General features: G+C 59.5%; 23 protein-coding genes. 1 reads left to right on the forward strand and 22 read right to left on the reverse strand.

What is annotated here, in order from left to right:
* Positions 1-69: 69 nt before the first annotated feature.
* From J1D76_RS16225 to J1D76_RS16255, 7 genes are all read right to left on the reverse strand, one after another.
* A complete protein-coding gene (locus tag J1D76_RS16225) occupies positions 70-927 on the reverse strand; it encodes a peptidoglycan DD-metalloendopeptidase family protein (protein WP_421139253.1) in 858 nt (285 codons plus the stop codon).
* Between the two features lie 211 nt (positions 928-1,138).
* On the reverse strand, positions 1,139-1,774 hold the full coding sequence (locus J1D76_RS16230; protein ID WP_177323274.1) for a protein-L-isoaspartate(D-aspartate) O-methyltransferase: 636 nt from the start codon (positions 1,772-1,774) through the stop codon (positions 1,139-1,141).
* Positions 1,775-1,815: 41 nt separating this feature from the next.
* Complete coding sequence (gene surE, locus J1D76_RS16235; RefSeq protein WP_421139254.1) at positions 1,816-2,565, reverse strand: 5'/3'-nucleotidase SurE; 750 nt, start codon at positions 2,563-2,565, stop codon at positions 1,816-1,818.
* Positions 2,553-3,611, reverse strand: coding sequence for a tRNA pseudouridine(13) synthase TruD (truD, locus tag J1D76_RS16240; protein ID WP_421139255.1), 1,059 nt, complete (start codon positions 3,609-3,611; stop codon positions 2,553-2,555). The genes surE and truD overlap by 13 nt, the downstream gene beginning before the upstream one ends.
* Positions 3,608-4,081, reverse strand: a complete 474-nt coding sequence (ispF, locus tag J1D76_RS16245) for a 2-C-methyl-D-erythritol 2,4-cyclodiphosphate synthase (protein ID WP_421139256.1) — start codon at positions 4,079-4,081, stop codon at positions 3,608-3,610. Before ispF ends, truD begins: the two co-directional genes overlap by 4 nt.
* Before the next feature lie 43 nt (positions 4,082-4,124).
* On the reverse strand, positions 4,125-4,970 hold the full coding sequence (gene fghA / locus J1D76_RS16250; protein ID WP_421139257.1) for an S-formylglutathione hydrolase: 846 nt from the start codon (positions 4,968-4,970) through the stop codon (positions 4,125-4,127).
* Positions 4,971-4,978: 8 nt separating this feature from the next.
* Positions 4,979-6,091, reverse strand: a complete 1,113-nt coding sequence (locus J1D76_RS16255; RefSeq protein WP_421139258.1) for an S-(hydroxymethyl)glutathione dehydrogenase/class III alcohol dehydrogenase — start codon at positions 6,089-6,091, stop codon at positions 4,979-4,981.
* 105 nt (positions 6,092-6,196) lie between these two features.
* On the opposite strand from J1D76_RS16255, the gene J1D76_RS16260 reads away from it, so the two are divergent.
* Positions 6,197-7,093, forward strand: coding sequence for a LysR substrate-binding domain-containing protein (locus J1D76_RS16260; protein ID WP_421139259.1), 897 nt, complete (start codon positions 6,197-6,199; stop codon positions 7,091-7,093).
* Between the two features lie 137 nt (positions 7,094-7,230).
* On the opposite strand, the gene ispD is transcribed toward J1D76_RS16260, so the two are convergent.
* The 15 genes from ispD to bamA all read right to left on the reverse strand — a co-directional run bounded on the left by ispD (position 7,231) and on the right by bamA (position 25,826).
* The gene (ispD, locus tag J1D76_RS16265) at positions 7,231-7,938 is read right to left on the reverse strand and encodes a 2-C-methyl-D-erythritol 4-phosphate cytidylyltransferase (RefSeq protein WP_421139260.1); all 708 of its coding nucleotides are present in this window, start codon (positions 7,936-7,938) and stop codon (positions 7,231-7,233) included.
* Positions 7,935-8,213, reverse strand: a complete 279-nt coding sequence (ftsB, locus tag J1D76_RS16270) for a cell division protein FtsB (protein WP_116582999.1) — start codon at positions 8,211-8,213, stop codon at positions 7,935-7,937. The genes ispD and ftsB overlap by 4 nt, the downstream gene beginning before the upstream one ends.
* Positions 8,214-8,382: 169 nt before the next feature.
* Entirely contained in the window at positions 8,383-9,672 is a 1,290-nt protein-coding gene (eno, locus tag J1D76_RS16275) for a phosphopyruvate hydratase (protein ID WP_421139261.1), read from the reverse strand.
* Between the two features lie 172 nt (positions 9,673-9,844).
* Positions 9,845-10,690, reverse strand: a complete 846-nt coding sequence (gene kdsA / locus J1D76_RS16280; protein WP_421139262.1) for a 3-deoxy-8-phosphooctulonate synthase — start codon at positions 10,688-10,690, stop codon at positions 9,845-9,847.
* 5 nt (positions 10,691-10,695) lie between these two features.
* On the reverse strand, positions 10,696-12,327 hold the full coding sequence (locus tag J1D76_RS16285; protein WP_416128083.1) for a CTP synthase: 1,632 nt from the start codon (positions 12,325-12,327) through the stop codon (positions 10,696-10,698).
* A 274-nt stretch (positions 12,328-12,601) separates the two neighbouring features.
* Positions 12,602-13,930: a tRNA lysidine(34) synthetase TilS gene (gene tilS, locus J1D76_RS16290; protein WP_421139263.1), complete on the reverse strand. Its 1,329-nt coding sequence runs from the start codon at positions 13,928-13,930 to the stop codon at positions 12,602-12,604.
* Positions 13,931-14,063: 133 nt separating this feature from the next.
* Entirely contained in the window at positions 14,064-15,011 is a 948-nt protein-coding gene (locus tag J1D76_RS16295; RefSeq protein WP_421139264.1) for an acetyl-CoA carboxylase carboxyltransferase subunit alpha, read from the reverse strand.
* 139 nt (positions 15,012-15,150) lie between these two features.
* A complete protein-coding gene (gene dnaE / locus J1D76_RS16300) occupies positions 15,151-18,672 on the reverse strand; it encodes a DNA polymerase III subunit alpha (protein WP_421139265.1) in 3,522 nt (1,173 codons plus the stop codon).
* Positions 18,673-18,749: 77 nt separating this feature from the next.
* Positions 18,750-19,376 carry a ribonuclease HII gene (gene rnhB, locus J1D76_RS16305; RefSeq protein ID WP_421139360.1) on the reverse strand — a complete coding sequence of 209 codons (627 nt, stop codon included), beginning with the start codon at positions 19,374-19,376 and terminating at the stop codon, positions 18,750-18,752.
* Between the two features lie 11 nt (positions 19,377-19,387).
* The gene (lpxB, locus tag J1D76_RS16310) at positions 19,388-20,518 is read right to left on the reverse strand and encodes a lipid-A-disaccharide synthase (RefSeq protein ID WP_421139266.1); all 1,131 of its coding nucleotides are present in this window, start codon (positions 20,516-20,518) and stop codon (positions 19,388-19,390) included.
* 2 nt (positions 20,519-20,520) lie between these two features.
* Positions 20,521-21,297 carry an acyl-ACP--UDP-N-acetylglucosamine O-acyltransferase gene (gene lpxA / locus J1D76_RS16315; protein ID WP_421139267.1) on the reverse strand — a complete coding sequence of 259 codons (777 nt, stop codon included), beginning with the start codon at positions 21,295-21,297 and terminating at the stop codon, positions 20,521-20,523.
* Positions 21,294-21,734, reverse strand: a complete 441-nt coding sequence (fabZ, locus tag J1D76_RS16320; RefSeq protein WP_128607522.1) for a 3-hydroxyacyl-ACP dehydratase FabZ — start codon at positions 21,732-21,734, stop codon at positions 21,294-21,296. The genes lpxA and fabZ overlap by 4 nt, the downstream gene beginning before the upstream one ends.
* A gap of 108 nt (positions 21,735-21,842) precedes the next feature.
* Entirely contained in the window at positions 21,843-22,898 is a 1,056-nt protein-coding gene (gene lpxD, locus J1D76_RS16325; protein ID WP_421139268.1) for a UDP-3-O-(3-hydroxymyristoyl)glucosamine N-acyltransferase, read from the reverse strand.
* A 3-nt stretch (positions 22,899-22,901) separates the two neighbouring features.
* Positions 22,902-23,405 (reverse strand): OmpH family outer membrane protein, encoded by a 504-nt coding sequence (locus J1D76_RS16330; RefSeq protein WP_060541035.1) that lies wholly within the window; start codon positions 23,403-23,405, stop codon positions 22,902-22,904.
* Positions 23,406-23,450: 45 nt separating this feature from the next.
* Complete coding sequence (gene bamA, locus J1D76_RS16335; RefSeq protein ID WP_421139269.1) at positions 23,451-25,826, reverse strand: outer membrane protein assembly factor BamA; 2,376 nt, start codon at positions 25,824-25,826, stop codon at positions 23,451-23,453.
* Positions 25,827-25,876: the final 50 nt, after the last annotated feature.

Below are 25,876 nucleotides of genomic sequence, written 5' to 3' on the forward strand. Positions count from 1 at the left end.
AGCGACGCCTTTATCCTTGGCAACGCTGGAGCCTGTCCCCTCTACGCGACGGAACAGGCTGGTAAGCAATCAACGACGTGGCAGGAATTGCAGCGGATCTACGGGTTTACCCTGGCGGCGAATCTCAAAATGCAGTTTCACCCGGTCTGTACCCGTTGACCCCATTTCGGCAATTGTCTGTCCGACCTTGACCTGCTGCCCCTCCCGAACCAACAGCCTGCGGTTGTGTCCGTAGGCACTGACGTAGGTTTCGCTGTGTTTGATGATCACTAATTCGCCGTAGCCCCTTAAGCCACTCCCGGCGTATACCACCGTCCCATCAGACGCAGCTAAAACAGGCTGTCCCAAATCCCCGGCGATATCAATTCCTTTATTCAAACTACCGTTTGAAGAGAATTTTCCAATCAGAATGCCATTAGATGGCCATCCCCAGCCGGTCGGGGCTGGGCCTGGAGGCGGCAATGGAGCGGGTGCCGGCTTGCTGGCGACGGACGGTACAACCGTCGTGGAAGTGGTGGTCGTACCGTTCGCCGAACGCCGGATGACCGTGGTTTTACTCGACGACGACGGTGATGAACTGGAGGAACTGACCACCGCCGTGGACGTTGAATCGGTACGACCATCGAAGCGAATCGTCTGACCCGGGTGGATGGTGTAGGGCGCCGCAATGTTGTTGCGTGCCGCGAGGGCCTTGTAGTCCCAGCCGTAACGGAAGGCGATGGAGAACAGGGTGTCCTTGGGGCGCACGACGTATTGTCCGGTGGTCACGACCGGACGCTGCGGCGCGGCATTATTACGATCGACGACACGGACATCACTGGATTTGTTGCTGGAACAACCGACCAGCAAGGTGCTCAAGACAAGGCCAGTCACCAGGCGCTGAAAGCTCGTTGTACCCATACGCTGCGCAATGACTGTGAGACTCACCCGCCGCTCCCTTTGTGGTGGCTGAAAATGTGAAATACCGGAGTCCGGCATGAACTGTCGCAAGTATAACGGGCCGTGCACGCTTTACCTTTAATGTGGCCAATGGCTTTCGCGCACACGTTTGCTGCCAGACGTTGAAACCCGTTGAACCGATCGACGCCGCTGTAAGACAAAGGCAATCGAAGAGAATTCAGCGCGCCGAAACAAATGCTCAGGCCAACGGCCCATTGAGCAATGGCACGAAGCGTACAGCCCCCAGGACATGCCTGGAAAAACCGTGTTCCTCGCGGATGATCAGCATCAATTGCTGTACTTCGCCGGATCCGACCGGGATCACCATGCGCCCGCCCGGCGCCAACTGGTCTAGCAACGCCTGGGGTACATCGGTCGCCACCGCGGTGACGATTATCCCGTTGTACGGCGCCAGTGCCGGCCAGCCTTCCCAGCCATCACCCCAGCGGAACACCACATTGCGCAGGTTCAATTCGACCAGGCGTTCCTTTGCCCGATCCTGGAGGACCTTGATGCGCTCGACCGAGAACACCCGCTCGACCAGCTGCGACAACACTGCGGTCTGGTAGCCCGACCCGGTGCCGATCTCCAGCACCTTGTCGAGGGGCCCGGCCTCCAGCAGCAACTCGCTCATGCGCGCCACCATATAAGGCTGGGAAATGGTCTGGTTGTTGCCGATCGGCAGCGCCGTGTCTTCGTAGGCACGGTGCGCCAGCGCTTCGTCGACGAACAGGTGACGCGGGGTGCGGCGAATGACCTCCAGCACCCTGGCGTTGGAAATGCCTTCTTCGTACAGGCGCTGGATCAGACGCTCCCGGGTTCGCTGGGAGGTCATGCCAATGCCGCGACGCAGCATATCGTCTTGTTCGCGCCCCATCAGCGAAGCCCCTCCAGCCAGCCGTCCAGACTTCTGAAGGCATCATTGAACGTGCGATCCAGTTGCAGCGGCGTAATCGAAACATAGCCCTGCATCACCGCGTGGAAATCGGTACCCGGGCCACCGTCCTCGGCGTCCCCGGCCGCGGCGATCCAGTAACCGGCCTTACCGCGCGGATCCACGACTTTCATCGGTGCCGCGGCCCGGGCGCGATGGCCCAGGCGTGTTAACTGGATACCGCGGATCCGGTCCAGCGGCAAATTGGGGATGTTCACGTTCAGCACCGTGCGTGGGGGCAGGTCCAGGTCAGCGTGGGCTTCGACCAGTTTGCGCGCAAAATGCGCAGCGGCAGGAAGGTTCTCGACCTGGCGTGAGACCAGCGAAAAGGCAAACGAAGGATGCTTCAGGAAGCGCCCCTCAAGTGCCGCCGCCACCGTGCCGGAATACAAGACATCGTCTCCCAGGTTGGCCCCCAGGTTGATACCGGAAACCACCATGTCCGCTTCGCGCTCCAGCAAGCCATTGAGGCCCAGGTGCACGCAATCTGTGGGGGTGCCATTGATGCTGATAAAGCCATTGGCCAAGGTTTGCGGGTGCAACGGACGGTCGAGCGTCAGCGAGCTGCTGGCGCCGCTTTTGTCCTGGTCCGGGGCGATAACCACGCACTCGGCATAATCCGCCAGCGCAGCATAAAGCGCGGCGAGACCGGGTGCGGTTACCCCATCGTCGTTTGAAATCAGAATACGCATGGGCTGTCCGTCTGCCCCACCGGCACCAGATCAACGAGTTCGCGTACCAATACGGTGGCGAAGCATCCGGCCGGCAGGACGAATTCCAATTGCAGAATGTCAGGTTCGGGATAATGCCACGTCAACCCTGCAATGGGCAGTCGCAGGATGCGACGTTCGTGGCTCATTCCGGCGCTAATCAACCAGTCACGCAGATCCACTTCGCCTGCGGCGACGGCCTGCTCCAGTTCATGGACTGCGCCAGTGGCCGGCGAGTCACCTTCACCCCACTGCGGACCTGTCGGGTGCAGATCGAGAATCGCCAGGCGCGGATCGCTGCATTCAGCCTCGCCTGCCGGAAAAAAACTGCGGCTGTCAGTGAACGCCAGCAGATCGCCGACCTGGGCACGCTGCCAGGTGCCATCGGCAACGCGGGCGGCCAATACCTGATTGAACAGAAAACTGCGCGCCGTGGAAAGCAGTCGCGAGCGCACGTTGCGTTGTTCCGGCAACGCCTTGCGCGCAGCCCAGGCGCGCGCATCGACGACGTTGCCGCCATCATGGCCGAAACGCTGGGCGCCAAAATAATTGGGAATGCCGTGCTGGGCGATCAGTTGCAGACGCGCCTCAATGGCGGCCTTGTCGCCGTTGAACTGGGTCAGGCGCAACGTGAAGCCATTGGCCGAGTGCGCGCCACGCTGCAGTTTGCGTTTGTGGCGAGCGGTCTTGAGAATCTTCAGGGTATCGTTTTCTGCCGCCGATAAATCAGGGTCGGCCTTGCCTGGCAGCTGCACGCTGAACCACTGGCGAGTCAGCGCCTGGCGATCCTTGAGCCCGGCATAGCTGACGGTACGCAAGGGCACACCCGCCGCCTTGGCAATTCGCCGCGCGGCTTCCTCAGTATTCAAGCCGCGCTTTTCCACCCAGATCCACAGGTGTTCACCTTCGCCGCTCAAAGGAATGTCGAGGACTTCGTCGACCTGGAAATCTTCGGCGATGGCTTTCAATACAGCTGTGCCGAGGGCCTCACCATAAGCCCGCGGGCCAAGCAATTGCAGTTCGTTCATGCGCGCAGCAACAAGGCAACGGCGTGCACGGCGATGCCTTCTTCGCGCCCGACAAAACCGAGCTTTTCGGTGGTGGTAGCTTTTACGTTCACTTGATCCAACTCAACTTGAAGATCCGCGGCAATCAGCGCGCGCATCGATTCGATATGCGGGGCCATTTTCGGCGCTTGGGCGACGATGGTGTTATCGACGTTGCCGACTTTCCAGCCCTTGGCATGGATCAGTGCGACGACATGGCGCAACAGCGCACGGCTGTCGGCGCCCTTGAATTGTGGATCGGTGTCCGGGAAATGTTTGCCGATATCGCCCAACGCCGCAGCGCCGAGCAAGGCATCGCTCAAGGCGTGCAAAAGGACGTCACCGTCAGAGTGCGCAAGCAACCCGAAGCTGTGCGCAATACGCACGCCGCCCAGAGTGATGAAATCGCCTTCAGCGAAACGGTGCACATCGTAGCCGTGGCCAATACGCATAAAAAAACGCCCCGATTTTTGTCAGGGCGTGATTCTACCTGCATTAACCAACCAGAGCATGCGCGTGATGCCGCAAGTGCTCATCGATGAAACTGGCAATGAAGAAATAGCTGTGGTCATAGCCCGGTTGCAGACGCAAGGTCAGCGGGTGCCCAGCAAGTTTGGCCGCCTGTTGCAAGGCTTCTGGCTTGAGCTGGTTGGCAAGGAAATCATCGCGATCCCCTTGGTCGACCAGCAACGGCAGTTTTTCATCAGCCTCGGCAATCAATGCACAGGCATCCCACTCGCGCCATTTCGAACGGTCCTCTCCCAGATAGCGGGAGAAAGCTTTCTGCCCCCACGGGCAATCCATCGGATTGTTGATGGGCGAGAACGCCGACACCGAGCGATAACGCCCCGGATTGCGCAGTGCGCACACCAGCGCGCCGTGGCCGCCCATGGAGTGGCCACTGATGCCGCGTTTGTCGGACGCAGGGAAATGCGCTTCGACCAATGTCGGCAATTCCTGCACGACATAGTCATGCATCCGATAGTGGCGCGACCACGGTTCCTGCGTGGCATTCAGATAAAACCCGGCGCCGAGGCCGAAGTCCCAGGCGCCATCCGGATCGCCCGGAACATCCGGACCCCGCGGGCTGGTGTCCGGCGCGACGATGATCAACCCCAGTTCGGCCGCCATGCGCATGGCACCGGCCTTTTGCATGAAGTTTTCGTCAGTACAGGTCAGGCCGGACAACCAGTACAACACCGGCAGCTTGCCACCCTGCTCCGCTTGTGGCGGCAAGTAGACGGCAAACACCATGTCGCAACCGAGCATGTCCGAGCGATGGCGATAGCGCTTGTGCCAGCCGCCGAAGCTTTTCTGGCAGGAGATGTTTTCCAGGCTCATGACGGACCTCAGAAATGGATGACGGAGCGGATGCTTTTTCCTTCATGCATCAGGTCAAACGCCTTGTTGATATCTTCCAGGCCCATGGTGTGGGTGATGAAGGTATCCAGCGGGATTTCACCGGTCTCGGCCATTTCCACGTAGCTCGGCAACTCGGTACGGCCACGCACGCCACCGAACGCCGAACCGCGCCAGACGCGACCGGTAACCAGTTGGAACGGACGGGTCGCGATTTCCTGGCCGGCACCGGCCACACCGATGATGACCGACTCGCCCCAGCCCTTGTGGCAGCATTCCAGCGCGGCACGCATCAGTTGCACATTGCCGATGCACTCGAAGGAAAAGTCCACGCCGCCATCGGTCATGTCGACGATGACTTCCTGGATCGGACGATCGAAGTCTTTCGGGTTCACGCAGTCGGTTGCACCCAACTGCTTGGCGATCTCGAATTTCGCCGGGTTGATGTCGATGGCAATGATCCGTGCAGCCTTGGCTTTGACAGCGCCAATGACAGCCGACAGGCCGATGCCGCCGAGGCCAAAAATGGCCACGGTGTCACCCGATTTCACCTTGGCCGTATTGAGCACCGCGCCGATGCCGGTGGTGACACCGCAGCCGAGCAGGCAGACTTTTTCCAGTGGCGCTTCCTTGGCGATCTTCGCCACGGAGATTTCCGGCAGCACGGTGTACTCGGAAAACGTGGAAGTGCCCATGTAGTGGAAAATCGCTTCGCCCTTGTAGGAAAAACGCGAGGTGCCATCCGGCATCAAGCCTTTGCCCTGGGTCGCGCGAATCGCCTGGCAGAGATTGGTCTTGCCCGACAGGCAGAATTTGCACTGCCGGCATTCCGGGGTGTACAGCGGGATCACATGGTCGCCGACGGCAACCGAGGTCACACCCTCGCCAATGGCTTCGACGATGGCACCGCCTTCGTGACCGAGAATCGACGGGAAGATCCCTTCCGGGTCAGCACCGGACAAGGTGTAGGCATCGGTATGGCAGACACCAGAGGCCACCACGCGCAGCAGGACTTCGCCGGCCCTGGGCATGGCGACATCGACTTCAACGATCTCCAGAGGTTTCTTGGCCTCGAAGGCAACAGCGGCGCGCGACTTGATCATGGTGACTCTCCATTGAATAAAACGAGACAGGGAGTGTAATACAGCGCCAGACGGTGAATAATCCGGGCAAATGCAAAATATTATTGCCGCACAGGGATAATCCCAATGTCTGAAAAACGCTGGGAAGGCATCGACGAATTCGTCGCCGTCGCCGAATGCAGCCAGTTCACGGCAGCTGCCGAACGCCTCGGCGTTTCTTCATCGCATGTCAGTCGCCAGATCGTACGCCTGGAAGAGCGTTTACAGACACGCTTGCTCTATCGCAGCACCCGCCGGGTAACGCTGACCGAGGCCGGGCAGACCTTTTTGCAACATTGCCAGCGACTGCAGGACGGTCGCGAAGAAGCGCTGCGAGCGGTCGGCGACCTGACCAGCGAACCCAAAGGCATGCTGCGCATGACCTGCGCAGTGGCCTATGGCGAGCGATTCATTGTGCCGTTGGTTACACGCTTCATGGGGTTGTTCCCGCAGCTGCGCATTGATATCGAACTCACCAACCGGCAACTCGACCTAGTGCACGACGGCCTGGACCTGGCCATTCGCCTTGGCCGCTTGCAGGACTCAAGACTGGTCGCCATACGCCTCGCGCCGCGACGCATGTTCCTCTGCGCCTCCCCTTCCTACGTTGAACGCTACGGTCGACCGCACAGTCTGTCGGAACTCAGTCGCCACAACTGCCTCATTGGCAGCTCTGACCAGTGGCAGCTGGAACAGAACGGGCGGGAATTTTCCCAACGGGTGCAGGGAAACTGGCGTTGCAACAGCGGGCAAGCCGTGTTGGATGCGGCATTACAGGGCATGGGGTTGTGCCAACTGCCGGATTACTACGTGCTGGAACACTTGAAAAGCGGCGCACTGATTTCGCTGCTGGAGGCCAACCAGCCCCCCAATACGGCGGTTTGGGCGCTGTATCCGCAGCAGCGACATTTATCGCCGAAGGTGCGCAAGTTGGTGGATTACTTGAAGGAGGGATTGGCTGAACGGCCGGAATATCGGGGCTAGTGAATTAGCAGTATGAGCAATAAATGTGGGTTGACCGGGCTGTCGCCTTCGCGGGCAAGCCTGCTCCTACAAGGCCGGGTGCAAATCCTGTAGGAGCGAGCTTGCTCGCGAAGACAATCTGACAGACGCCGCGCCTGTCAGCGACGATTGGCCCAACGCTGCCTCAACCACTCCAGATCCTCAGGACGCGTCACCTTGAGATTATCGGATCGCCCTTCAATCACGCGTGGTGCCAAACCGGCCCACTCCATCGCCGAGGCTTCGTCGGTAATAACGGCATCGGCCACCAGGCTGTCGGCCAACGCGCGATGCAATGCCCCAAGGCGAAACATCTGCGGCGTGTAGGCCTGCCAAATCACACTGCGATCCACGGTCTCGACCACACGACCGTGCTTGTCGACTCGCTTGAGCGTATCCCGCGCCGGAACCGCCAGCAGTCCGCCGACAGGATCGTCAGCCAGCTCGGCCAGCAGCTTGTCTAGATCGTCGCGGCTGAGGTTCGGCCGTGCGGCGTCGTGAACCAGCACCCAGTCCTCATCATCGGCGCCCTGTCCGTGCAAATGCAGCAACGCGTTGAGCACCGACCCGGAGCGCTCGTCTGCGCCTTCAACACGTTGAATGCGCGGATCGCCAGCACACGAAAGGTTCGGCCAATAGGGGTCATCAACCGCAAGACTGACCACCAGACCCTTGAGGCATGGATGACCAAGGAAACAGCCAAGGCTGTGTTCGAGAATAGTGCGCCCACCCAGTTGCAAGTATTGCTTGGGACGGTCCGCGGCCATACGGGCACCGACGCCCGCGGCAGGAATCACGGCCCAGAAGGCCGGTAGCGTCGGGTTCATTGTGCTAATTGGTAAAGGGTTTCACCGTCCTTGACCATGCCCAACTCATGGCGAGCCCGCTCTTCAACGGTCTCCATGCCCTTTTTCAACTCACTGACTTCGGCGTCCATCACCCGGTTGCGCTCCAGCAACGTCTGGTTCTCCGCTTGCTGATCCGCGATCTGCTGAGTCAACTCGGCCACTTGCGCCAGGCTGCCATTTCCCACCCACAGGCGGTACTGCAAGCCAGCCAGCAACAAAAGCAGAATGAGGAATAACCAATTGGGACTGCGCATCGAATATCAGGTATCCAGTGAAAAAAGACAGCCGTGCCAAACATGAAGCTTCTGATAGCACGAAGCCTGGAAAATCCAGGCTTGTGCTTATAAGGCATCAGATTAGTGGCAAAAACGTCGCTGTAGCGATTTTTCCGACACAATCCGCTGTCTTTTTACCATTTAACAATCAGCCGCGGAACTCGGCACGACCGTTGTACTTGGCTTTGCCATTCAACTGCTCTTCGATACGCAGCAGTTGGTTGTACTTGGAAACGCGGTCGGAACGGCACAGGGAACCGGTCTTGATCTGGCCAGCCGAGGTGCCCACGGCCAGGTCGGCAATGGTCGAATCTTCGGTTTCGCCGGAGCGGTGCGAGATCACGGCAGTGTAACCAGCGGCCTTGGCCATCTGGATGGCTTCCAGGGTTTCAGTCAGGGTGCCGATCTGGTTGAACTTGATCAGGATCGAGTTGGCGATCTTCTTGTCGATGCCTTCTTTCAGGATCTTGGTGTTGGTTACGAACAGGTCGTCGCCTACCAGTTGGGTCTTCTCGCCGATCTTGTCGGTGAGGATTTTCCAGCCAGCCCAGTCGGACTCGTCCAGGCCATCTTCGATGGAGATGATCGGGTAACGCTCGGTCAGGCCCTTGAGGTAGTCAGCGAAACCTTCAGCGGTGAACACCTGGCCTTCGCCGGACAGGTTGTACTTGCCGTCTTCGTAGAATTCGCTGGCCGCGCAGTCCAGCGCCAGGGTCACGTCGGTGCCCAGCTTGTAGCCAGCGTTGGCCACGGCTTCGGAGATCACTTTCAGTGCATCTTCGTTGGACGCCAGGTTCGGCGCGAAACCACCTTCGTCACCGACGGCAGTGCTCAGGCCACGGGCCTTCAGCACGGCTTTGAGGTGATGGAAAATCTCGGTGCCCATGCGCAGACCTTCCGAGAAAGACTTGGCGCCTACTGGCTGAACCATGAATTCCTGGATGTCGACGTTGTTATCGGCGTGCTCGCCACCGTTGATGATGTTCATCATCGGAACCGGCATCGAGTAGACACCCGGGGTGCCGTTCAGGTTGGCGATGTGAGCGTACAGCGGCAGGTCCTGGTCCTGTGCTGCTGCCTTGGCCGCAGCCAGGGAAACGGCGAGGATCGCGTTGGCGCCCAGGGAGCCTTTGTTTTCGGTACCGTCGAGCTTGATCATCGCCAGGTCGAGGGCTTTCTGCTCGCTTGGGTCCATGCCTTTCAACAGGTCACGGATCGGACCGTTGATGTTGGCGACGGCCTTCAAAACGCCCTTGCCCAGGTAACGGCTCTTGTCGCCATCACGCAGCTCGAGCGCTTCACGCGAGCCAGTGGAAGCACCGGACGGCGCGCAAGCACTGCCGATGATGCCGTTGTCGAGAAGCACGTCCGCTTCCACGGTGGGGTTGCCACGGGAGTCGAGAACTTCACGACCTTTGATGTCGACGATTTTAGCCATTGTTGTGAACACTCCAAAGTTGACGAAAACGCTTGGTACCGCTCGAATTATAACCTGTGCGTCATATTGCTTTTTGTAGGAGCTGGCTTGCCAGCGAAGGCGGCCTTGAAATCTCTGAAAGATTCCAGGGCCTCTTCGCTGGCAAGCCAGCGCCTACAGGAAGAATTGAGGATTACGCGGTTTCTACCGTCGGAAAACTCTTCACCAGTTCGTCCAGGGCTTTGAGCTGGGCCAGGAATGGCTCCAGTTTGTCCAGGCGCAGGGCGCAAGGACCGTCGCATTTGGCGTTGTCCGGATCCGGGTGGGCTTCCAGGAACAGGCCGGCCAGCGACTGGCTCATGCCGGCCTTCGCCAGGTCAGTGACCTGGGCGCGACGACCGCCGGCGGAATCCGAACGACCGCCAGGCATTTGCAGCGCGTGGGTCACGTCGAAGAATACCGGGTATTCGAACTGCTTCATGATGCCGAAGCCAAGCATGTCGACGACCAGGTTGTTGTAGCCGAAGCTCGAACCACGCTCGCACAGGATCAACTGGTCGTTACCCGCTTCCACGCACTTGCTCAGGATGTGTTTCATCTCGTGCGGCGCCAGGAATTGGGCTTTCTTGATGTTGATCACGGCGCCAGTCTTGGCCATCGCGACCACGAGGTCGGTCTGGCGCGACAGGAAGGCTGGCAACTGGATGATGTCGCAGACTTCAGCCACGACCGCCGCCTGCTCAGGCTCGTGGACGTCGGTGATGATCGGCACGCCGAAGGCTTGCTTGATGTCCTGGAAAATCCGCATGCCTTCTTCCAGGCCCGGGCCACGGTAGGAGGTCACGGAAGAACGGTTGGCCTTGTCGAAGCTGGCCTTGAACACGTAAGGGATACCGAGCTTTTCGGTCACCTTTACGTACTCTTCGCAGACCTGCATTGCCATGTCACGGCTTTCGAGCACATTCATGCCGCCGAACAGCACCATTGGCTTGTCGTTGGCAATCTCGATATCGCCTACACGGATGATTTTCTGCGCCATCGGGGTCACGCCTTCTTCTGGTGTTGAGCCAAAGCTGCTTTAACAAAACCGCTGAACAACGGGTGACCGTCGCGAGGCGTCGAGGTGAACTCAGGGTGGAACTGGCAAGCGACGAACCATGGGTGATCCGGTGCTTCAACCACTTCGACCAGCGCGCCATCACCGGAACGACCGGAGATTTTCAGGCCGGCTTCGATGATTTGCGGCAGCAGGTTGTTGTTCACTTCGTAGCGATGACGGTGACGCTCGACAATCACGTCCTTGCCGTAGCAACCGTGGACCAGGGAACCCGGCTCCAACAGGCAATCCTGCGCGCCCAGGCGCATGGTGCCACCCAGGTCGGAGGTTTCGGTACGGGTTTCGACAGCGCCGGTGGCATCTTCCCACTCGGTGATCAGGCCCACGACCGGGTGACCGCTGGCACGATCGAACTCGGTGGAGTTGGCGTCTTTCCAGCCCATGACGTTACGAGCGAACTCGATGACCGCCACTTGCATGCCCAGGCAGATACCCAGGTATGGAACCTTGTTTTCGCGAGCGTATTGAACCGCAGTGATCTTGCCTTCCACGCCACGCAGACCGAAGCCGCCCGGTACCAGGATCGCATCGACGCCTTCGAGCAGCGCAGTGCCCTGGTTCTCGATGTCTTCGGAATCGATATAGCGCAGGTTGACCTTGGTGCGGTTGCTGATGCCGGCGTGACTCATCGCTTCAATCAGCGACTTGTAGGCGTCCAGCAACTCCATGTACTTGCCGACCATGGCGATGGTGACTTCGTGCTCCGGGTTGAGCTTGGCGTCAACCACCGCTTCCCATTCGGAGAGGTCGGCACCGCCGCATTGCAGGCCAAAACGCTCGACGACGAAATCGTCCAGGCCCTGGGAGTGCAGGATGCCCGGGATCTTGTAGATGGTGTCGGCGTCTTCCAGCGCGATCACCGCACGTTCTTCAACGTTGGTGAATTGCGCGATCTTGCGACGCGAAGACACATCGATCGGATGGTCGGAGCGGCACACCAGCACGTCAGGTTGCAGGCCGATGGAGCGCAGTTCCTTGACCGAGTGCTGGGTTGGCTTGGTTTTGGTCTCGCCCGCGGTGGCGATGTAGGGCACCAGCGTCAGGTGCATCAGCATCGCGCGCTTGGCGCCGACTTCGAAACGCAGTTGGCGAATGGCTTCGAGGAACGGTTGCGACTCGATGTCACCCACCGTGCCACCGATCTCGACCATCGCCACGTCAGCGTCACCTGCACCCTTGATGATGCGGCGCTTGATTTCGTCGGTGATGTGCGGAATCACCTGGATGGTTGCACCCAGGTAGTCACCACGGCGCTCTTTGCGCAGGACGTGTTCGTAGACACGGCCGGTGGTGAAGTTGTTGTTCTGGGTCATGGTCGTGCGGATGAACCGCTCGTAGTGGCCCAGGTCCAGGTCGGTCTCGGCGCCGTCGTGGGTGACGAACACTTCACCGTGCTGGAACGGGCTCATGGTGCCCGGGTCGACGTTGATGTACGGGTCCAGCTTCAGCATGGTGACCTTAAGTCCCCGCGCCTCCAGGATGGCCGCCAATGATGCCGATGCAATGCCTTTCCCCAAAGAAGAAACAACACCGCCCGTGACGAATATGTAGCGCGTCATGAAAAACCCTAGAAGTCTGCGTTAAAGCGGTCCGAGCCGCCGGGGAAAGCGAAGGAAGGCCGAAGCCCCCGATCACCTGCATTAATCACAGTGCACCTTTCAAAAAAACCGCCGCGTTGGGACAGACCGGCAGATGAAACGCCAGTACGTTGCTCGCTACACATTTTTTGGAATCGCCCAGCAAAGACTGCTTGGTAATCGGCAACTCCTGCAATTCAGGCGAATCCACAGAAGTTGTATCAAGAAGGGAGCGTAGTCTACCGGAAAGCCCCTTTCAGCTCAAACCTTGATCTTCGTTCTGTGGCTGCCAATGTAAATGCCAGTCGCCAATCGCCCCGCCGTCGAGGCCCTTGAGGTTGGCCACAGCCAGCAATTGCCCGTCTCTGTAGAGCAGCGGCAATCTGCCGCGCACGAACGACGGTACACCGCTTTCATTGAGCAAACGTTTCAGGTCCCGATGACCCCTACCAGGCAAAGCCATGACCTCGCCCCCTTCACGATAGCGGATCTGCAACGGGCCATCGGGGATTGCTCCGCTGAAGGACAGCAGGCCGTTGTCCGGCAGTGCCAGCGGCAAAGCGGGGTCCAGCCATGTTCCGACGGGAGGCAAAGGGCGCAGCCAATGGCCGGACAGCCACCAGATCCGCCCGCCCGAACGGTGCAACTCGCCATCGGCCAGCCGCCAGATCGGAGAGGCGTCGCCGGTGGCGTCGCGCAAACTCTCCCAACCCGACCAATGGTCCGTGTCTGGCAGACGAGTCAGTGGTTCGAGCCAGTGACTCAAGGCATTGCGTTGCCGGGCGCTGGAGAGTTGCGCAAATGATGCCAACTCAAGCGAGGGCAGCCCTAGCCAGTCGAACTCACTGGCAGTACCGACACTGGCCAGGTCAATCTGCGCCAAATCGCCCAAAAGCCCCTGCGCCTCACTCAAATGCGCTGCACTGCGAACCATGGTCGCCACGGCTTGCGGCCAGCGTTCGGTCAATGTCGGGAACACTTGATGGCGCAGGTAATTGCGTGAGTACTGATGATCCTGGTTCGAGGGATCTTCGATCCAGTTCAGGCCTTGCGCACAGGCATAAGCCACCAGTTCGGCCCGCGAGACATCCAGCAATGGCCGCAGCAGATGCCCCTTGCCCAACGGGCGCTCACCCGGCATTGCGGACAACCCGCGCACGCCCGCTCCTCGCAACAATCGAAACAACAAGGTTTCCGCCTGATCGTCACGGTGCTGGGCTGTCAGCAGCACTTCGTTGGCCTGTACGGTTTCACTGAAGGCCTGATAACGCGCATCCCGGGCAGCACGTTCAAGGCTGGCACCCGGTTGTACCTGCACGCGAAGCACTTGCAGCGGCACGCTCAGCGCAGCGCATTCAGAACGACAATGTTCCGGCCACGCATCGGCCACAGCTTGAAGGCCATGATGGACATGGATGGCGCTAAGCGCTGGCAGGGATTCGGTTTTGGAGAGTGTTGCCAGAAGGTGCAGCAGGACGGTGGAATCGAGGCCACCGGAGAACGCGATGTGCCAGGTCGCGGCATTGCGCCACGGTTTCAGGTTCAGCAAAAACCGGGTCGGCAAATCAATCATGGACTGCCCCATATCTATCTCTTTGCCCCAAACAAATGTAGGAGTGAGCCTGCTCGCGATAGCGGTGTAACAACCAACACATCTGTTGAATGTTACGCCCTCATCGCGAGCAGGCTCACCCCTACATCGGTGTTACGCGGTCGACTTAGAGGCCGTAGCTCATCAGTCGATCGTAACGGCGCTTCAACAGCGCTTCGTTGTCGAACTTCTTCAGCATCGCCAGTTGCGAGCTCAGCTCGGCGCGGATCGACGCGGCGGCAGCGGCCGGGTCGCGGTGCGCGCCGCCCAATGGCTCGCCAATCACCTTGTCCACGATGCCCAGCCCCTTGAGGCGTTCGGCAGTGATGCCCATCGCTTCGGCTGCATCCGGTGCTTTCTCGGCGGTTTTCCACAGGATCGACGCGCAACCTTCAGGCGAGATCACCGCGTAGGTCGAGTATTGCAGCATGTTCAACTGGTCACAGACACCGATTGCCAAAGCACCACCGGACCCCCCCTCACCGATCACGGTGGCGATGATTGGGGTTTTCAGGCGAGCCATGACACGCAGGTTCCAGGCAATCGCTTCGCTCTGGTTGCGCTCTTCAGCGTCGATGCCAGGGTAGGCGCCCGGGGTATCGATGAAGGTCAGGATCGGCATTTTGAAGCGTTCGGCCATTTCCATCAGGCGGCACGCCTTGCGGTAGCCTTCCGGACGCGGCATGCCGAAGTTGCGGCGAACCTTCTCGCGCACTTCACGGCCCTTCTGGTGACCGATGATCATCACCGGCTGGTCGTCCAGACGGGCAATGCCGCCCACGATGGCCGCGTCGTCGGAGAAGTGACGGTCACCGTGCAACTCGTCGAACTCGGTGAAGATGTGCTCGATGTAGTCCAGGGTGTAGGGACGTTTCGGGTGACGTGCCAGGCGTGCGATCTGCCAGCTGGTCAGCTTGCCGAAAATGTCTTCGGTCAGCGTTTTGCTCTTGTCCTGCAGGCGGGAGATCTCATCGCCGATATTCAGCGAATTGTCATTACCGACCAAGCGCAACTCTTCGATCTTGGCTTGCAGGTCGGCGATCGGCTGTTCGAAATCTAGAAAATTCGGGTTCATAGGCGTCCGTCTTGGGTCGAGTCCCAAGGGTTCTTGGGCCGGCCGGTTGTCTATTCGCGCCCTACCTTAAGGGACAGGCGCGTTGAGGTCGAGATTAAAAATTCAGGTTGCGGGCAGGCGTTCTGATATCACTTGCCGGTCAACGGTATTGGAGGAAGACGTTGTCTCGCCCGAACTGGTCACGCAGGGCTTGAATCAACGTATCCGCCGGATCGATCCGCCAGCCTTCGCCGAACTGCAACATGGCCTTCGCATCGGGGCTGGTGTAGTCCATGGTGATCGGGCATGCACCGCGATGACGCTTCAGCAATTCACCCAGCCAGCGTAGCTGATCGCCCTTGAGGTCCTTGGCGTGCAGCTTCAGGCGCAGGCTTTCGGCCAGGTTGGTGCGCGCGTCTTCCATGCTCATCACCCGCTTGACCCGCAATTTCAGGCCACCGGAGAAGTCGTCGTTGCTGACTTCACCTTCGACCACCACCATCGCGTCGGTCTGCAACAGCGACTGCGCTGCATGGAACGACTCGGAAAACAGTGAAGCCTCGATTCGCCCGGAGCGGTCGTCGAGGGTGATGAAGCCCATCTTGTCGCCCTTTTTGTTCTTCATCACCCGCAAGGCGATGATCATCCCGGCAACGGTCTGGGTATCGCGCGCCGGTTTCAGGTCGATGATGCGCTGGCGGGCGAAGCGACGGATTTCACCTTCGTATTCGTCGATCGGGTGACCGGTCAGGTACAGGCCGAGGGTGTCTTTCTCACCTTTCAGGCGTTCCTTGAGGGTCAGTTCCTTGGCCTTGCGATGGTTGGCATAGACGTCGGCGTCCTCTTCAATGAACAGCCCGCCAAACAGGTCTGCATGGCCGCTGTCATGGGTGCGTGCGGTCTGTTCGGCGGCCTTGATCGCTTCTTCCATGGCGGTCAGCAATACCGCCCGGTTACGGTCGATGTTGGCTTGATAGGCTTTCTGCTCGTCGTGGAAATACGGTCCGAGGCGATCCAGCGCGCCGCTGCGGATCAAGCCGTCGAGGGTGCGCTTGTTGATGCGCTTGAGGTCAACCCGGGCACAGAAGTCGAACAAATCCTTGAACGGCCCGTCCAGACGCGCTTCGGTAATGGCTTCGACCGGCCCCTCGCCCACGCCCTTGATCGCACCCAGGCCGTAGATGATCCGGCCTTCGTCGTTCACCGTGAACTTGAATTCGGAGGCATTCACGTCCGGCGCGTCGAGACGCAGCTTCATGGTCCGCACTTCTTCGATCAAGGTCACGACCTTGTCGGTGTTGTGCATATCCGCCGAGAGTACCGCGGCCATGAACGGCGCCGGGTAGTGCGCCTTAAGCCACGCGGTCTGGTACGACACCAGGCCATAGGCCGCGGAGTGGGATTTGTTGAAGCCGTAGCCGGCGAATTTTTCTACCAGGTCGAAGATGTTCCCGGCCAGGTCCGCGTCGATATTGTTGGTGGCGCAACCTTCAATGAAACCGCCGCGCTGCTTGGCCATTTCCTCAGGCTTTTTCTTACCCATGGCGCGACGCAGCATGTCCGCACCACCGAGGGTGTAGCCGGCCATGACCTGGGCAATCTGCATCACCTGTTCCTGGTACAGGATGATGCCGTAAGTCGGAGCCAGTACCGGCTTGAGGCCCTCGTACTGATAGTCCGAGTGCGGGTACGCCAGTTCGGCGCGACCGTGCTTGCGGTTGATGAAGTCGTCCACCATGCCCGATTGCAGCGGACCTGGACGGAACAATGCCACCAGTGCGATCAAGTCTTCCAGGCAGTCGGGCTTGAGCTTTTTGATCAGCTCTTTCATGCCGCGCGATTCAAGCTGGAACACCGCCGTGGTTTCGGCTTTTTGCAGCAGGGTGTAGGTCGGCTTGTCGTCCAGCGGGATGAACGCGATATCCAGCGGTGGCTCGTTGACCTTGGCGCGGTCGCGGTTGATGGTCTTCAGCGCCCAGTCGATGATCGTCAGGGTCCGCAGACCAAGGAAGTCGAACTTCACCAGGCCGGCGGCTTCAACGTCATCCTTGTCGAACTGGGTTACCAGACCGTCACCGGCCTCGTCGCAATAGATCGGCGAAAAGTCGGTCAGCTTGGTTGGCGCGATGACCACGCCACCGGCGTGCTTGCCGACGTTACGCACAACGCCTTCGAGCTTGCGCGCCATCTCCCATATTTCCGCGGCCTCTTCATCGACCTTGATGAAATCGCGCAGGATCTCTTCCTGCTCGTAGGCTTTCTCCAGGGTCATGCCGACTTCGAACGGAATCATCTTCGACAGGCGATCGGCCAGGCCATAGGACTTGCCCTGCACCCGCGCCACGTCGCGGACCACAGCCTTGGCGGCCATGGAACCGAAGGTGATGATCTGGCTCACGGCGTTGCGGCCGTACTTCTCGGCCACGTAGTCGATCACCCGGTCACGACCGTCCATGCAGAAGTCGACGTCGAAGTCGGGCATGGAAACCCGTTCCGGGTTGAGGAAACGTTCGAACAGCAGGTCGTATTCCAGCGGATCAAGGTCGGTGATCTTCTGCACGTAGGCCACCAGCGACCCGGCACCCGACCCACGACCGGGGCCTACCGGCACGCCGTTGCTCTTGGCCCACTGGATAAAGTCCATCACGATCAGGAAGTAACCGGGGAAGCCCATCTGGATGATGATATCCAGCTCGAAATTCAGCCGATCGACATAGACCTGGCGCTTGGCCTCGTAGTCTTCGGTGCTGTCCTTGGGCAGCAGAACGGCCAGCCGCTCCTCCAGACCGTCGAACGAGACTTTGCGAAAGTATTCGTCGATGGTCATGCCATCGGGGATCGGGAAGTTGGGCAGGAAGTGCGTGCCCAACTTCACTTCGATGTTGCAGCGCTTGGCGATCTCGACAGTGTTTTCCAGCGCTTCAGGAATGTCGCTGAACAGTTCGGCCATTTCCTCGGCGCTTTTGAGGTACTGCTGGTCGCTGTAATTCTTCGAACGCCGCGGATCGTCGAGGGCGCGGCCCTCTCCGATGCAAACGCGGGTTTCGTGGGCAGCGAAGTCTTCCTGCTTGATGAAGCGCACGTCGTTGGTCGCCACCAGCGGCGCACCGAGCTTCTCGGCCAGGGCGACGGCGCCGTGCAGTTGCTCCTCATCGTTTGGGCGGTTGGTGCGCTGGATTTCCAGGTAGAAACGATCCGGAAATACGTCCATCCATTCCCGCGCCAGGGTTTCGGCCTCGGCCGGGTTGCCGCTGAGCATGGCCTGGCCGATCTCGCCTTCTTTGGCGGCCGACAGCATGATCAAGCCTGCATTGGCTTCAGCGACCCATTCGCGCTCGATGATGACCGCGCCGTTGCGCTGACCATCGATGAAGCCACGGGAAATCAGCTCGGTGAGGTTGCGATAGCCTTCGGCGTTCATCACCAGCAGACTGATCCGGCTCAGGGCGTTGTCCGGGTCCTTGTTCGACAGCCACAGGTCGGCGCCGCAGATCGGCTTGATCCCGGCACCCATGGCGTTTTTATAGAACTTGACCAGGGAACACATGTTGTTCTGGTCAGTGACCGCCACGGCAGGCATGTTCATGCCGACCAGGGTCTTGACCAGCGGTTTGATCCGCACCAGACCGTCGACCAGGGAGTATTCAGTGTGCAGGCGTAGGTGAACGAATGAAGCCGGCATAGTGATCCTGTCTGAGAACGTAAAAACAACAAGGCCCGGATTGTACCGGGCCTTGGCAAAAAAAATCAGCCTTGCGACTAACTCTCTACGGCGCACTCCAGCGCCTCATACGCCAGACGCACCGGGGCAAACGAGCGCCGGTGAATCGGGGTCGGCCCCAGACGCACCAGCGCTTCCAGATGAACGGGGGTCGGGTAGCCTTTATGACCGCCGATGCCGTAACCCGGGTAGATCAATTCGAATGCAGCCATTTCCCGGTCGCGACTGACCTTGGCCAGGATCGATGCCGCGGCGATGGCTGGAACCTTGCTATCGCCCTTCACCACTGCCTCGGAGCGCATGGGCAGTTTCGGGCAGCGGTTACCGTCGATCATCGCCAGTTTCGGCTGGATGTGCAGCCCGGCGATCGCGCGCTGCATGGCCAGCATCGTCGCGTGCAGGATATTCAGCTCGTCGATTTCTTCGACTTCGGCGCGAGCGATGCACCAGCTCAGGGCTTTCTCGCAAATTTCATCGTAGAGCTTTTCGCGCCGGGCTTCGGTGAGTTTCTTCGAGTCGTTCAGCCCCAGGATCGGGCGATTCGGATCGAGGATCACCGCGGCTGTCACCACCGCGCCACACAGCGGGCCGCGACCGACTTCATCGACACCGGCAACCAACTCTTCGACTTCGGCGACCAAGGTGAAATCCAGCCCCATCTGCATGCTTGTTTTACTCATTGTACTTGGCCGATCAGGTTCAGCACGGCATCCGCCGCCTGGTTCGAGGCATCCAGACGCAAGGTCCGGTGAATTTGATCGAAGCCACGGGTCTGTTCTTCGCCACCTTCGATCAGTGGGGATAAGGTCTGGGCCAGCGCTTCGACCGTCGCATCGTCCTGCAGCAACTCAGGCACCAACAGGCGCTGGGCCAACAGGTTCGGCAGCGAAATGTACGGGCTTTTCACCATGCGCTTGAGAATCCAGAACGTCAGCGGCGCCAGACGGTAGGCGACCACCATCGGCCGCTTGTACAGCAGCGCTTCGAGCGTTGCAGTGCCGGAGGCAATCAACACCGCATCGCACGCGGCAAGCGCCAGATGGGACTTGCCATCGAGCAAGGTCAACGGCAGGTCGCGACCGGCCAGCAAGGCTTCGATCTGGGTCCGGCGCTGGGGACTGGCGCACGGCATGACAAACCGCACCCCCGGGCGCATGGCTCGCAGGCGCTGGGCAGTGTCAAGAAACAATGCACCGAGCCGGCCGACTTCACCGCCGCGGCTGCCAGGCATCAATGCCACCAGCGGCCCGTCAGGCAAGCCGAGCTCGGCCCGCGCCGCGGCGCGATCGGCTTGCAGGGGAATGGCATCGGCCAGGGTGTGGCCGACAAACCGCACCGGCACGCCTTTTTCTTCGTAGAATTTGGCCTCGAACGGGAACAGCGTGAGCATCAGGTCGCAGCCTTCGCGAATCTTCAACACACGCTTCTGCCGCCAGGCCCAGACCGACGGGCTGACGTAGTGCACGGTCTTGATCCCGGCCTCACGCAGCTTGAGTTCGATATTGAGGTTGAAGTCCGGCGCATCGATGCCGATGAACGCATCCGGCTTGGCGGCGATCAGGTCGGCGACCAGTTTCTTGCGCCGTGCCAGCAACTCACGCAGACGACCCAGGACTTCCACCAGTCCCATCACCGACAGGCGCTCCATCGGGAAGTACGAGACCAGGCCTTCTGCCTGCATCAACGGACCACCGACGCCGATGAACTCGACAGCCGGGTGACGAGCCTTGAGCGCACGCATGAGACCCGCGCCCAGAATGTCACCGGAAGCCTCTCCCGCCACCAGTGCAATACGCAGATTGGCCATGGTTAGCGGGTAATGCCGCGAGTCGAAGACTGGATGGAGTCGCGAAACATCGCCACTTCCGGATACTGGGCCGACGACTCGGCCAGTTCGGCGAGCGCCTGTTCAACGGTCAGGCCCTGGCGGTAGACCACCTTGTAGGCGCGACGCAGCGCGTGGATCGCGTCTTCGCTGAAACCACGACGGCGCATGCCTTCGAAGTTCATGCTGCGGGCTTCGGCCGGGTTGCCGAACACCGTGACGTATGCCGGGACATCCTTGCCGATCGCCGTGCCCATGCCGGAAAAGCTGTGGGCGCCGATGTGGCAATACTGATGCACCAGGGTGAAGCCGGACAGGATCGCCCAGTCCTCCACATGCACATGGCCCGCCAACGCGGTGTTGTTGACCAGGATGCAATGGTTGCCGATGACGCTGTCGTGGCCGATGTGGGCATAGGCCATGATCAGGTTGTGATCGCCCAGGGTCGTTTCCGAACGGTCCTGGATGGTGCCACGGTGAATCGTCACGCCTTCACGGATGACGTTGTGATCACCGATCACCAGGCGGGTTTCCTCGCCCTTGTATTTCAGGTCGGGCGTGTCTTCACCGACCGAGGAAAACTGGTAGATGCGATTGTGCTTACCGATTCGGGTCGGTCCCTTGAGGATGACGTGCGGCCCGATGACTGTTCCCTCGTCGATTTCCACACCTGCGCCGACGATCGACCACGGGCCGACCTCGACGCCGTCAGCCAGAACGGCTGTCGGGTCGATGATTGCTCGAGGGTCAATCAAACTCATAGCTTGCGTTCCGCGCAGATGATTTCAGCCGAGCACACAGGCTTGCCATCGACCGAAGCCTGGCATTCGAATTTCCATATCTGGCGTTTGCAGCTGAGGAACTTGGCTTCCAGGATCAACTGGTCGCCTGGCAATACAGGCTGGCGGAAGCGCAGCTTGTCGGACCCGACGAAGTAATAGAGGGTGCCGTCGGCCGGTTTCACGTCGAGCATTTTGAAACCAAGGATCCCGGCAGCCTGAGCCATTGCCTCGATGATCAATACGCCCGGCATGATCGGATGCGCAGGGAAGTGACCATTGAAGAACGGCTCGTTGATGCTGACATTCTTGTAGGCACGAATGCGCTTGCCTTCAACGTCCAGCTCCACTACCCGGTCTACCAGCAGGAACGGGTAACGGTGAGGCAGGTATTCGCGAATCTCGTTGATGTCCATCATTTCGGGGGGAAGCCTATGTAAAGATTGGGGGCGCGCGACTGGCGCACGCTCCACTAGCAAATCAGGGACGCAGTCTAGCGGCTGCGCGCACTTGATATGGAAATGGTATCAGCCATCTGATGAAGCATTACCGCCAGGGGTCACTTCCCCTACCTGCTTTTCCAGCTGGCGCAGACGCCGCGCGATGTCATCGAGTTGACGAATGCGTGCCGCGCTTTTGCGCCACTCGGCTGCCGGCTGCATGGCCGTTCCGGAGGAGTAGGCACCCGGCTCGGTAATCGAGTGGGTCACCATGGTCATGCCGGTGAGGAAAACGTTGTCACAGATTTCGATGTGTCCCACCAACCCCACGCCACCGGCGAGCATGCAATGCTTGCCGATCTTGGTGCTGCCGGAAATCCCCACGCAAGCCGCCATGGCGGTGTGGTCACCAACCTGGACGTTGTGGGCAATCTGGATCTGGTTGTCGAGCTTCACGCCGTTGCCGATGATGGTATCGGCCAACGCACCGCGATCAATAGCCGTGTTCACGCCGATTTCAACATCATCGCCGATCAACACGCCGCCGATCTGGGCGATCTTCTGCCAGATACCTTTCTCGTTGGCAAAACCGAAGCCTTCGCCGCCCAGTACAGCACCGGACTGGATGACTACCCGCTTGCCCACCCGCACGTCGTGATAGAGCGTCACCCGTGGAGCGAGCCAGCCACCCTCGCCCACCACGCTGCGCGCGCCGATGAAGCAATGTGCGCCGACGGTCGTACCGGCAGCCACCTGCGCCCCGCTTTCGATCACCGCGAACGCACCGATACTCGCCGCCGGATCGACCACCGCGTCCACCGCGATCACCGCCGTCGGATGAATGCCGGCAGCTGCCTTGGGCTTGGGATCGAACAGATGGGAAATACGCGCATAGGCGGCGTACGGATCAGGCACCACCAACACATCACCGTCATGGCCTTCGGCGTCAGCAGCCTTCAACAACAGGGCTGCGGCCTGACTGCCTGCCAGGAATTTGCGGTATTGGGGATTTGCGAGAAAGCTCAACTGAGCTGGGCCAGCCTCCTGCAAGGTGGCTAGCCCAGTAATTGCTTTCTCGGGGTCGCCACGTAGCGTGGCGCCGAGGAACTCGGCCAACTGGCCGAGCTTAATGGTCACGGTCATGGATTACTTCAGCTGATTCATGCGCTCGATAACCTGGCGAGTGATGTCATATTGAGGCTTGACATCAATCACTGCGCCACGCTCGAAGACCAAGTCAAAAGCACCTTTCTTGATGACTTCTTCCACAGCGCTGTCCAGTTTCGGCTTGAGCTGCTTGAGCATTTCACGGTCGGCAACGGCTTTGGCTTCGTTCAGTTCCTTGGACTGGAACTGGAAGTCACGGGCCTTTTGCTTGAATTCCAGCTCCAGGCGCTCACGCTCGCCCTGCTGCATCTTGTCGCCACCCGCTACCAGGCGATCCTGAATACCCTTGGCGCTGCTTTCCAGCGTCTTGAGCTTGGTCAGCTGAGGACCGAACTTTTTCTCGGCATCGACAGCGTACTTCTTGGCTGCGTCGGATTCCAACAGGGCCATCTGATAATTCAGAACAGCGATTTTCATGTCGGCAAATGCCGGACCAGCGACCAGTACGCTGGCCAGGAGAACCAATTGAGTCAACTTACGCACGATGCACTCCTACAAAATTCATTGTCGTTATCTTGGGTCAGACGCTTAGAACGTCTGGCCGAGGGAAAATTGGAACACTTGAGTCTCAGCGTTATCCGGTTTCTTGACTGGCATGGCCAACGCAAAACTCAGAGGGCCCAACGCGGTGACCCAGGTCACACCCACGCCGACGGAACTGGCCATGTTGCTGAAGCTGATGTCGTCGCACTTGGTGCTGGATTTCGTACCATCGGCGTTGGTGGTGCTCGGGCACGATGAATCGAACACGTTACCCACGTCCCAGAATACCGAAGTGCGCAAGGAACGCTGGTCCTTGACGAAAGGCAGAGGGAACAACAATTCCGCACCACCCTGGATCAGGACGTTACCACCGAACGGCAGTGGGTCCTGGTCCGGGTCAAACTGGGTACCAGGGTTCTTGCCGGTACTTGGCGTACTGCGAGGACCCAGGGTGCTGTCCTTGAAGCCACGAACCGAGTTGAAACCACCAGCATAGTAGTTTTCATAGAAAGGCAAACCGTCGGTCGAACCGTAGCCATCGCCATAACCCAACTCGGTGTGCAGGCGCACGGTATAGTTCTCGGACAATGGCTGGAACACCTGACCGCGATAGTCGAGCTTGAAGAACGAGAGGTCGCTGCCTGGAACCGTGGATTCCAGCACCAGGCTTTGGGAATGACCTCGGGTGGCAAGCACGCCCTTGTTCAGGGTGGACTCGGACCAGCCGGCCGAAGCCTTGAAGTTCAGGTACTGATCGCCTTCCTTGTTAACGAAGTCGAAAATCTCGTCAACGGTGTAAATGCCGGTCTTGATCTTGTCCTGCTGCGCGGTCAGGCCGAAGGTCAGGCGCGATGTTTCGCTGATTGGATAGCCGACGCTGACGCCCGCACCATAGCTGTCTACCGCATAGCTCGCCACATTGACGTCGAGGTCTTTGTAGTCGGTGGTGCGATAGAAGGCGTTGTAACCCAGGCTCACACCATCGGCAGTCCAGTAGGGGTCTACAAAACCGAAGTTGTATCGTGTCTGGTAATCACTTTTGGTCAGGCCGATGCTGACCTTGTTACCGGTACCCAGGAAGTTGTTCTGGGTGATCGAACCACCAAGGATAAGACCGGCGCTCTGGGCGAAACCAATACTGGCGGTAATCGAACCGGAAGCTTGTTCTTCAACGCTGTAGTTGACGTCTACCTGGTCATCAACGCCCGGTACAGCCGGGGTCTCGACGTTGGCTTCCTTGAAGAAGCCCAGGCGTTCCAGACGGGTCTTGGACTGGTCGATCAGGTAGGTCGAAGCCCAGCCGCCTTCCATCTGGCGCATTTCACGACGCAGCACTTCGTCTTCGGACTTGGTGTTGCCACGGAAGTTGATGCGGTTCACGTAGGCGCGCTTGCCCGGGTCAACGGCGAACAGGATGTCTACGGTGTGATCTTCATCATGCGGCTGAGGCACGCCGTTGACGTTGGCGAAGGTATAGCCTTCGTTACCCAGGCGACGGGTGATCAATTCGGAGGTGGTGGTCATCAGTTTGCGCGAGAACACCTGGCCTTTCTGCACCAGCAACAGGGACTTGACCTGGTCTTCAGGGACTTTCAGGTCACCGCTGAGCTTGACGTCACGAACGGTGTACTTCTCGCCTTCGTTGACGTTGACGGTGATATAGACGTGCTTCTTGTCCGGGGTGATGGACACCTGGGTCGAAGCGATATCCATGTTGATATAGCCACGGTCCAGGTAGTAGGAACGCAGGCGCTCCAGGTCACCGGACAGTTTTTCACGGGCGTACTTGTCGTCGTTCTTGAAGAACGACAACCAGTTGGTGGTCTTGAGTTCGAACAGGTCGATCAGGTCTTCATCGGGGAAGACCGTGTTGCCCACCACGTTGATGTGCTGGATAGCGGCAACGGTGCCTTCGTTGATGTTGACCTTCAGGCCGACGCGGTTACGCGGCTGCGGCACCACTTCGGTGTCGACGGTAGCCGAGTAGCGACCCTGGGCGACGTACTGGCGCTGCAGTTCGTTACGTACGCCTTCGAGGGTCGCACGCTGGAAGATCTCGCCTTCGGCCAGACCGGATTGCTTGAGGCCCTTCATCAGGTCTTCGGTAGAGATCGCCTTGTTGCCTTCGATCTCGATACTGGCGACCGATGGACGCTCGACTACCGTGATGACCAGGACGTTGCCATCGCGGCCCAGCTGGATATCTTGAAAGAAACCGGTTTTGAACAACGCACGAGTGGATTCCACCAGGCGACGATCATCCGCCTGTTCACCGACGTTCAACGGCAAAGCACCAAAGACGCTACCCGCGGAGACCCGCTGGAGGCCATTGACGCGAATATCAGAGATAGTGAAGGACTCGGCGTGAACTTCGGCGATCATCAATACGGTGAGAACCGCAGTTAGCAGCAGACGTTTCATGAAGTCCTTTCTTATTCCAACTGGCAATAAACAAACTGCCGCAAAATGCG

This window comes from Pseudomonas sp. NFX15 (assembly GCF_049132105.1).
In the GTDB taxonomy this organism is placed as follows: domain Bacteria; phylum Pseudomonadota; class Gammaproteobacteria; order Pseudomonadales; family Pseudomonadaceae; genus Aquipseudomonas.

Bases quoted from the DNA above. Each gene is read 5' to 3' on its own strand.
- fghA (WP_421139257.1), bottom strand. From the start codon at position 4,970: ATGAGCCTGGAAAACATCTCCTGCCAGAAAAGCTTCGGCGGCTGGCAC.
- lpxA (WP_421139267.1), bottom strand. From the start codon at position 21,297: ATGAGTTTGATTGACCCTCGAGCAATCATCGACCCGACAGCCGTTCTG.
- kdsA (WP_421139262.1), bottom strand. From the start codon at position 10,690: ATGGCGCAGAAAATCATCCGTGTAGGCGATATCGAGATTGCCAACGAC.
- truD (WP_421139255.1), bottom strand. From the start codon at position 3,611: ATGAACGAACTGCAATTGCTTGGCCCGCGGGCTTATGGTGAGGCCCTC.
- J1D76_RS16255 (WP_421139258.1), bottom strand. From the start codon at position 6,091: ATGATCAAGTCGCGCGCCGCTGTTGCCTTCGAGGCCAAGAAACCTCTG.
- bamA (WP_421139269.1), bottom strand. From the start codon at position 25,826: ATGAAACGTCTGCTGCTAACTGCGGTTCTCACCGTATTGATGATCGCC.
- lpxB (WP_421139266.1), bottom strand. From the start codon at position 20,518: ATGGCCAATCTGCGTATTGCACTGGTGGCGGGAGAGGCTTCCGGTGAC.
- ftsB (WP_116582999.1), bottom strand. From the start codon at position 8,213: ATGCGCAGTCCCAATTGGTTATTCCTCATTCTGCTTTTGTTGCTGGCT.
- dnaE (WP_421139265.1), bottom strand. From the start codon at position 18,672: ATGCCGGCTTCATTCGTTCACCTACGCCTGCACACTGAATACTCCCTG.
- eno (WP_421139261.1), bottom strand. From the start codon at position 9,672: ATGGCTAAAATCGTCGACATCAAAGGTCGTGAAGTTCTCGACTCCCGT.
- J1D76_RS16260 (WP_421139259.1), top strand. From the start codon at position 6,197: ATGTCTGAAAAACGCTGGGAAGGCATCGACGAATTCGTCGCCGTCGCC.
- tilS (WP_421139263.1), bottom strand. From the start codon at position 13,930: ATGGGGCAGTCCATGATTGATTTGCCGACCCGGTTTTTGCTGAACCTG.
- J1D76_RS16295 (WP_421139264.1), bottom strand. From the start codon at position 15,011: ATGAACCCGAATTTTCTAGATTTCGAACAGCCGATCGCCGACCTGCAA.
- rnhB (WP_421139360.1), bottom strand. From the start codon at position 19,376: ATGCAGATGGGGCTGGATTTCACCTTGGTCGCCGAAGTCGAAGAGTTG.
- ispD (WP_421139260.1), bottom strand. From the start codon at position 7,938: ATGAACCCGACGCTACCGGCCTTCTGGGCCGTGATTCCTGCCGCGGGC.
- J1D76_RS16285 (WP_416128083.1), bottom strand. From the start codon at position 12,327: ATGACGCGCTACATATTCGTCACGGGCGGTGTTGTTTCTTCTTTGGGG.
- J1D76_RS16230 (WP_177323274.1), bottom strand. From the start codon at position 1,774: ATGACCTCCCAGCGAACCCGGGAGCGTCTGATCCAGCGCCTGTACGAA.
- ispF (WP_421139256.1), bottom strand. From the start codon at position 4,081: ATGCGTATTGGCCACGGCTACGATGTGCACCGTTTCGCTGAAGGCGAT.
- surE (WP_421139254.1), bottom strand. From the start codon at position 2,565: ATGCGTATTCTGATTTCAAACGACGATGGGGTAACCGCACCCGGTCTC.
- lpxD (WP_421139268.1), bottom strand. From the start codon at position 22,898: ATGACCGTGACCATTAAGCTCGGCCAGTTGGCCGAGTTCCTCGGCGCC.
- fabZ (WP_128607522.1), bottom strand. From the start codon at position 21,734: ATGATGGACATCAACGAGATTCGCGAATACCTGCCTCACCGTTACCCG.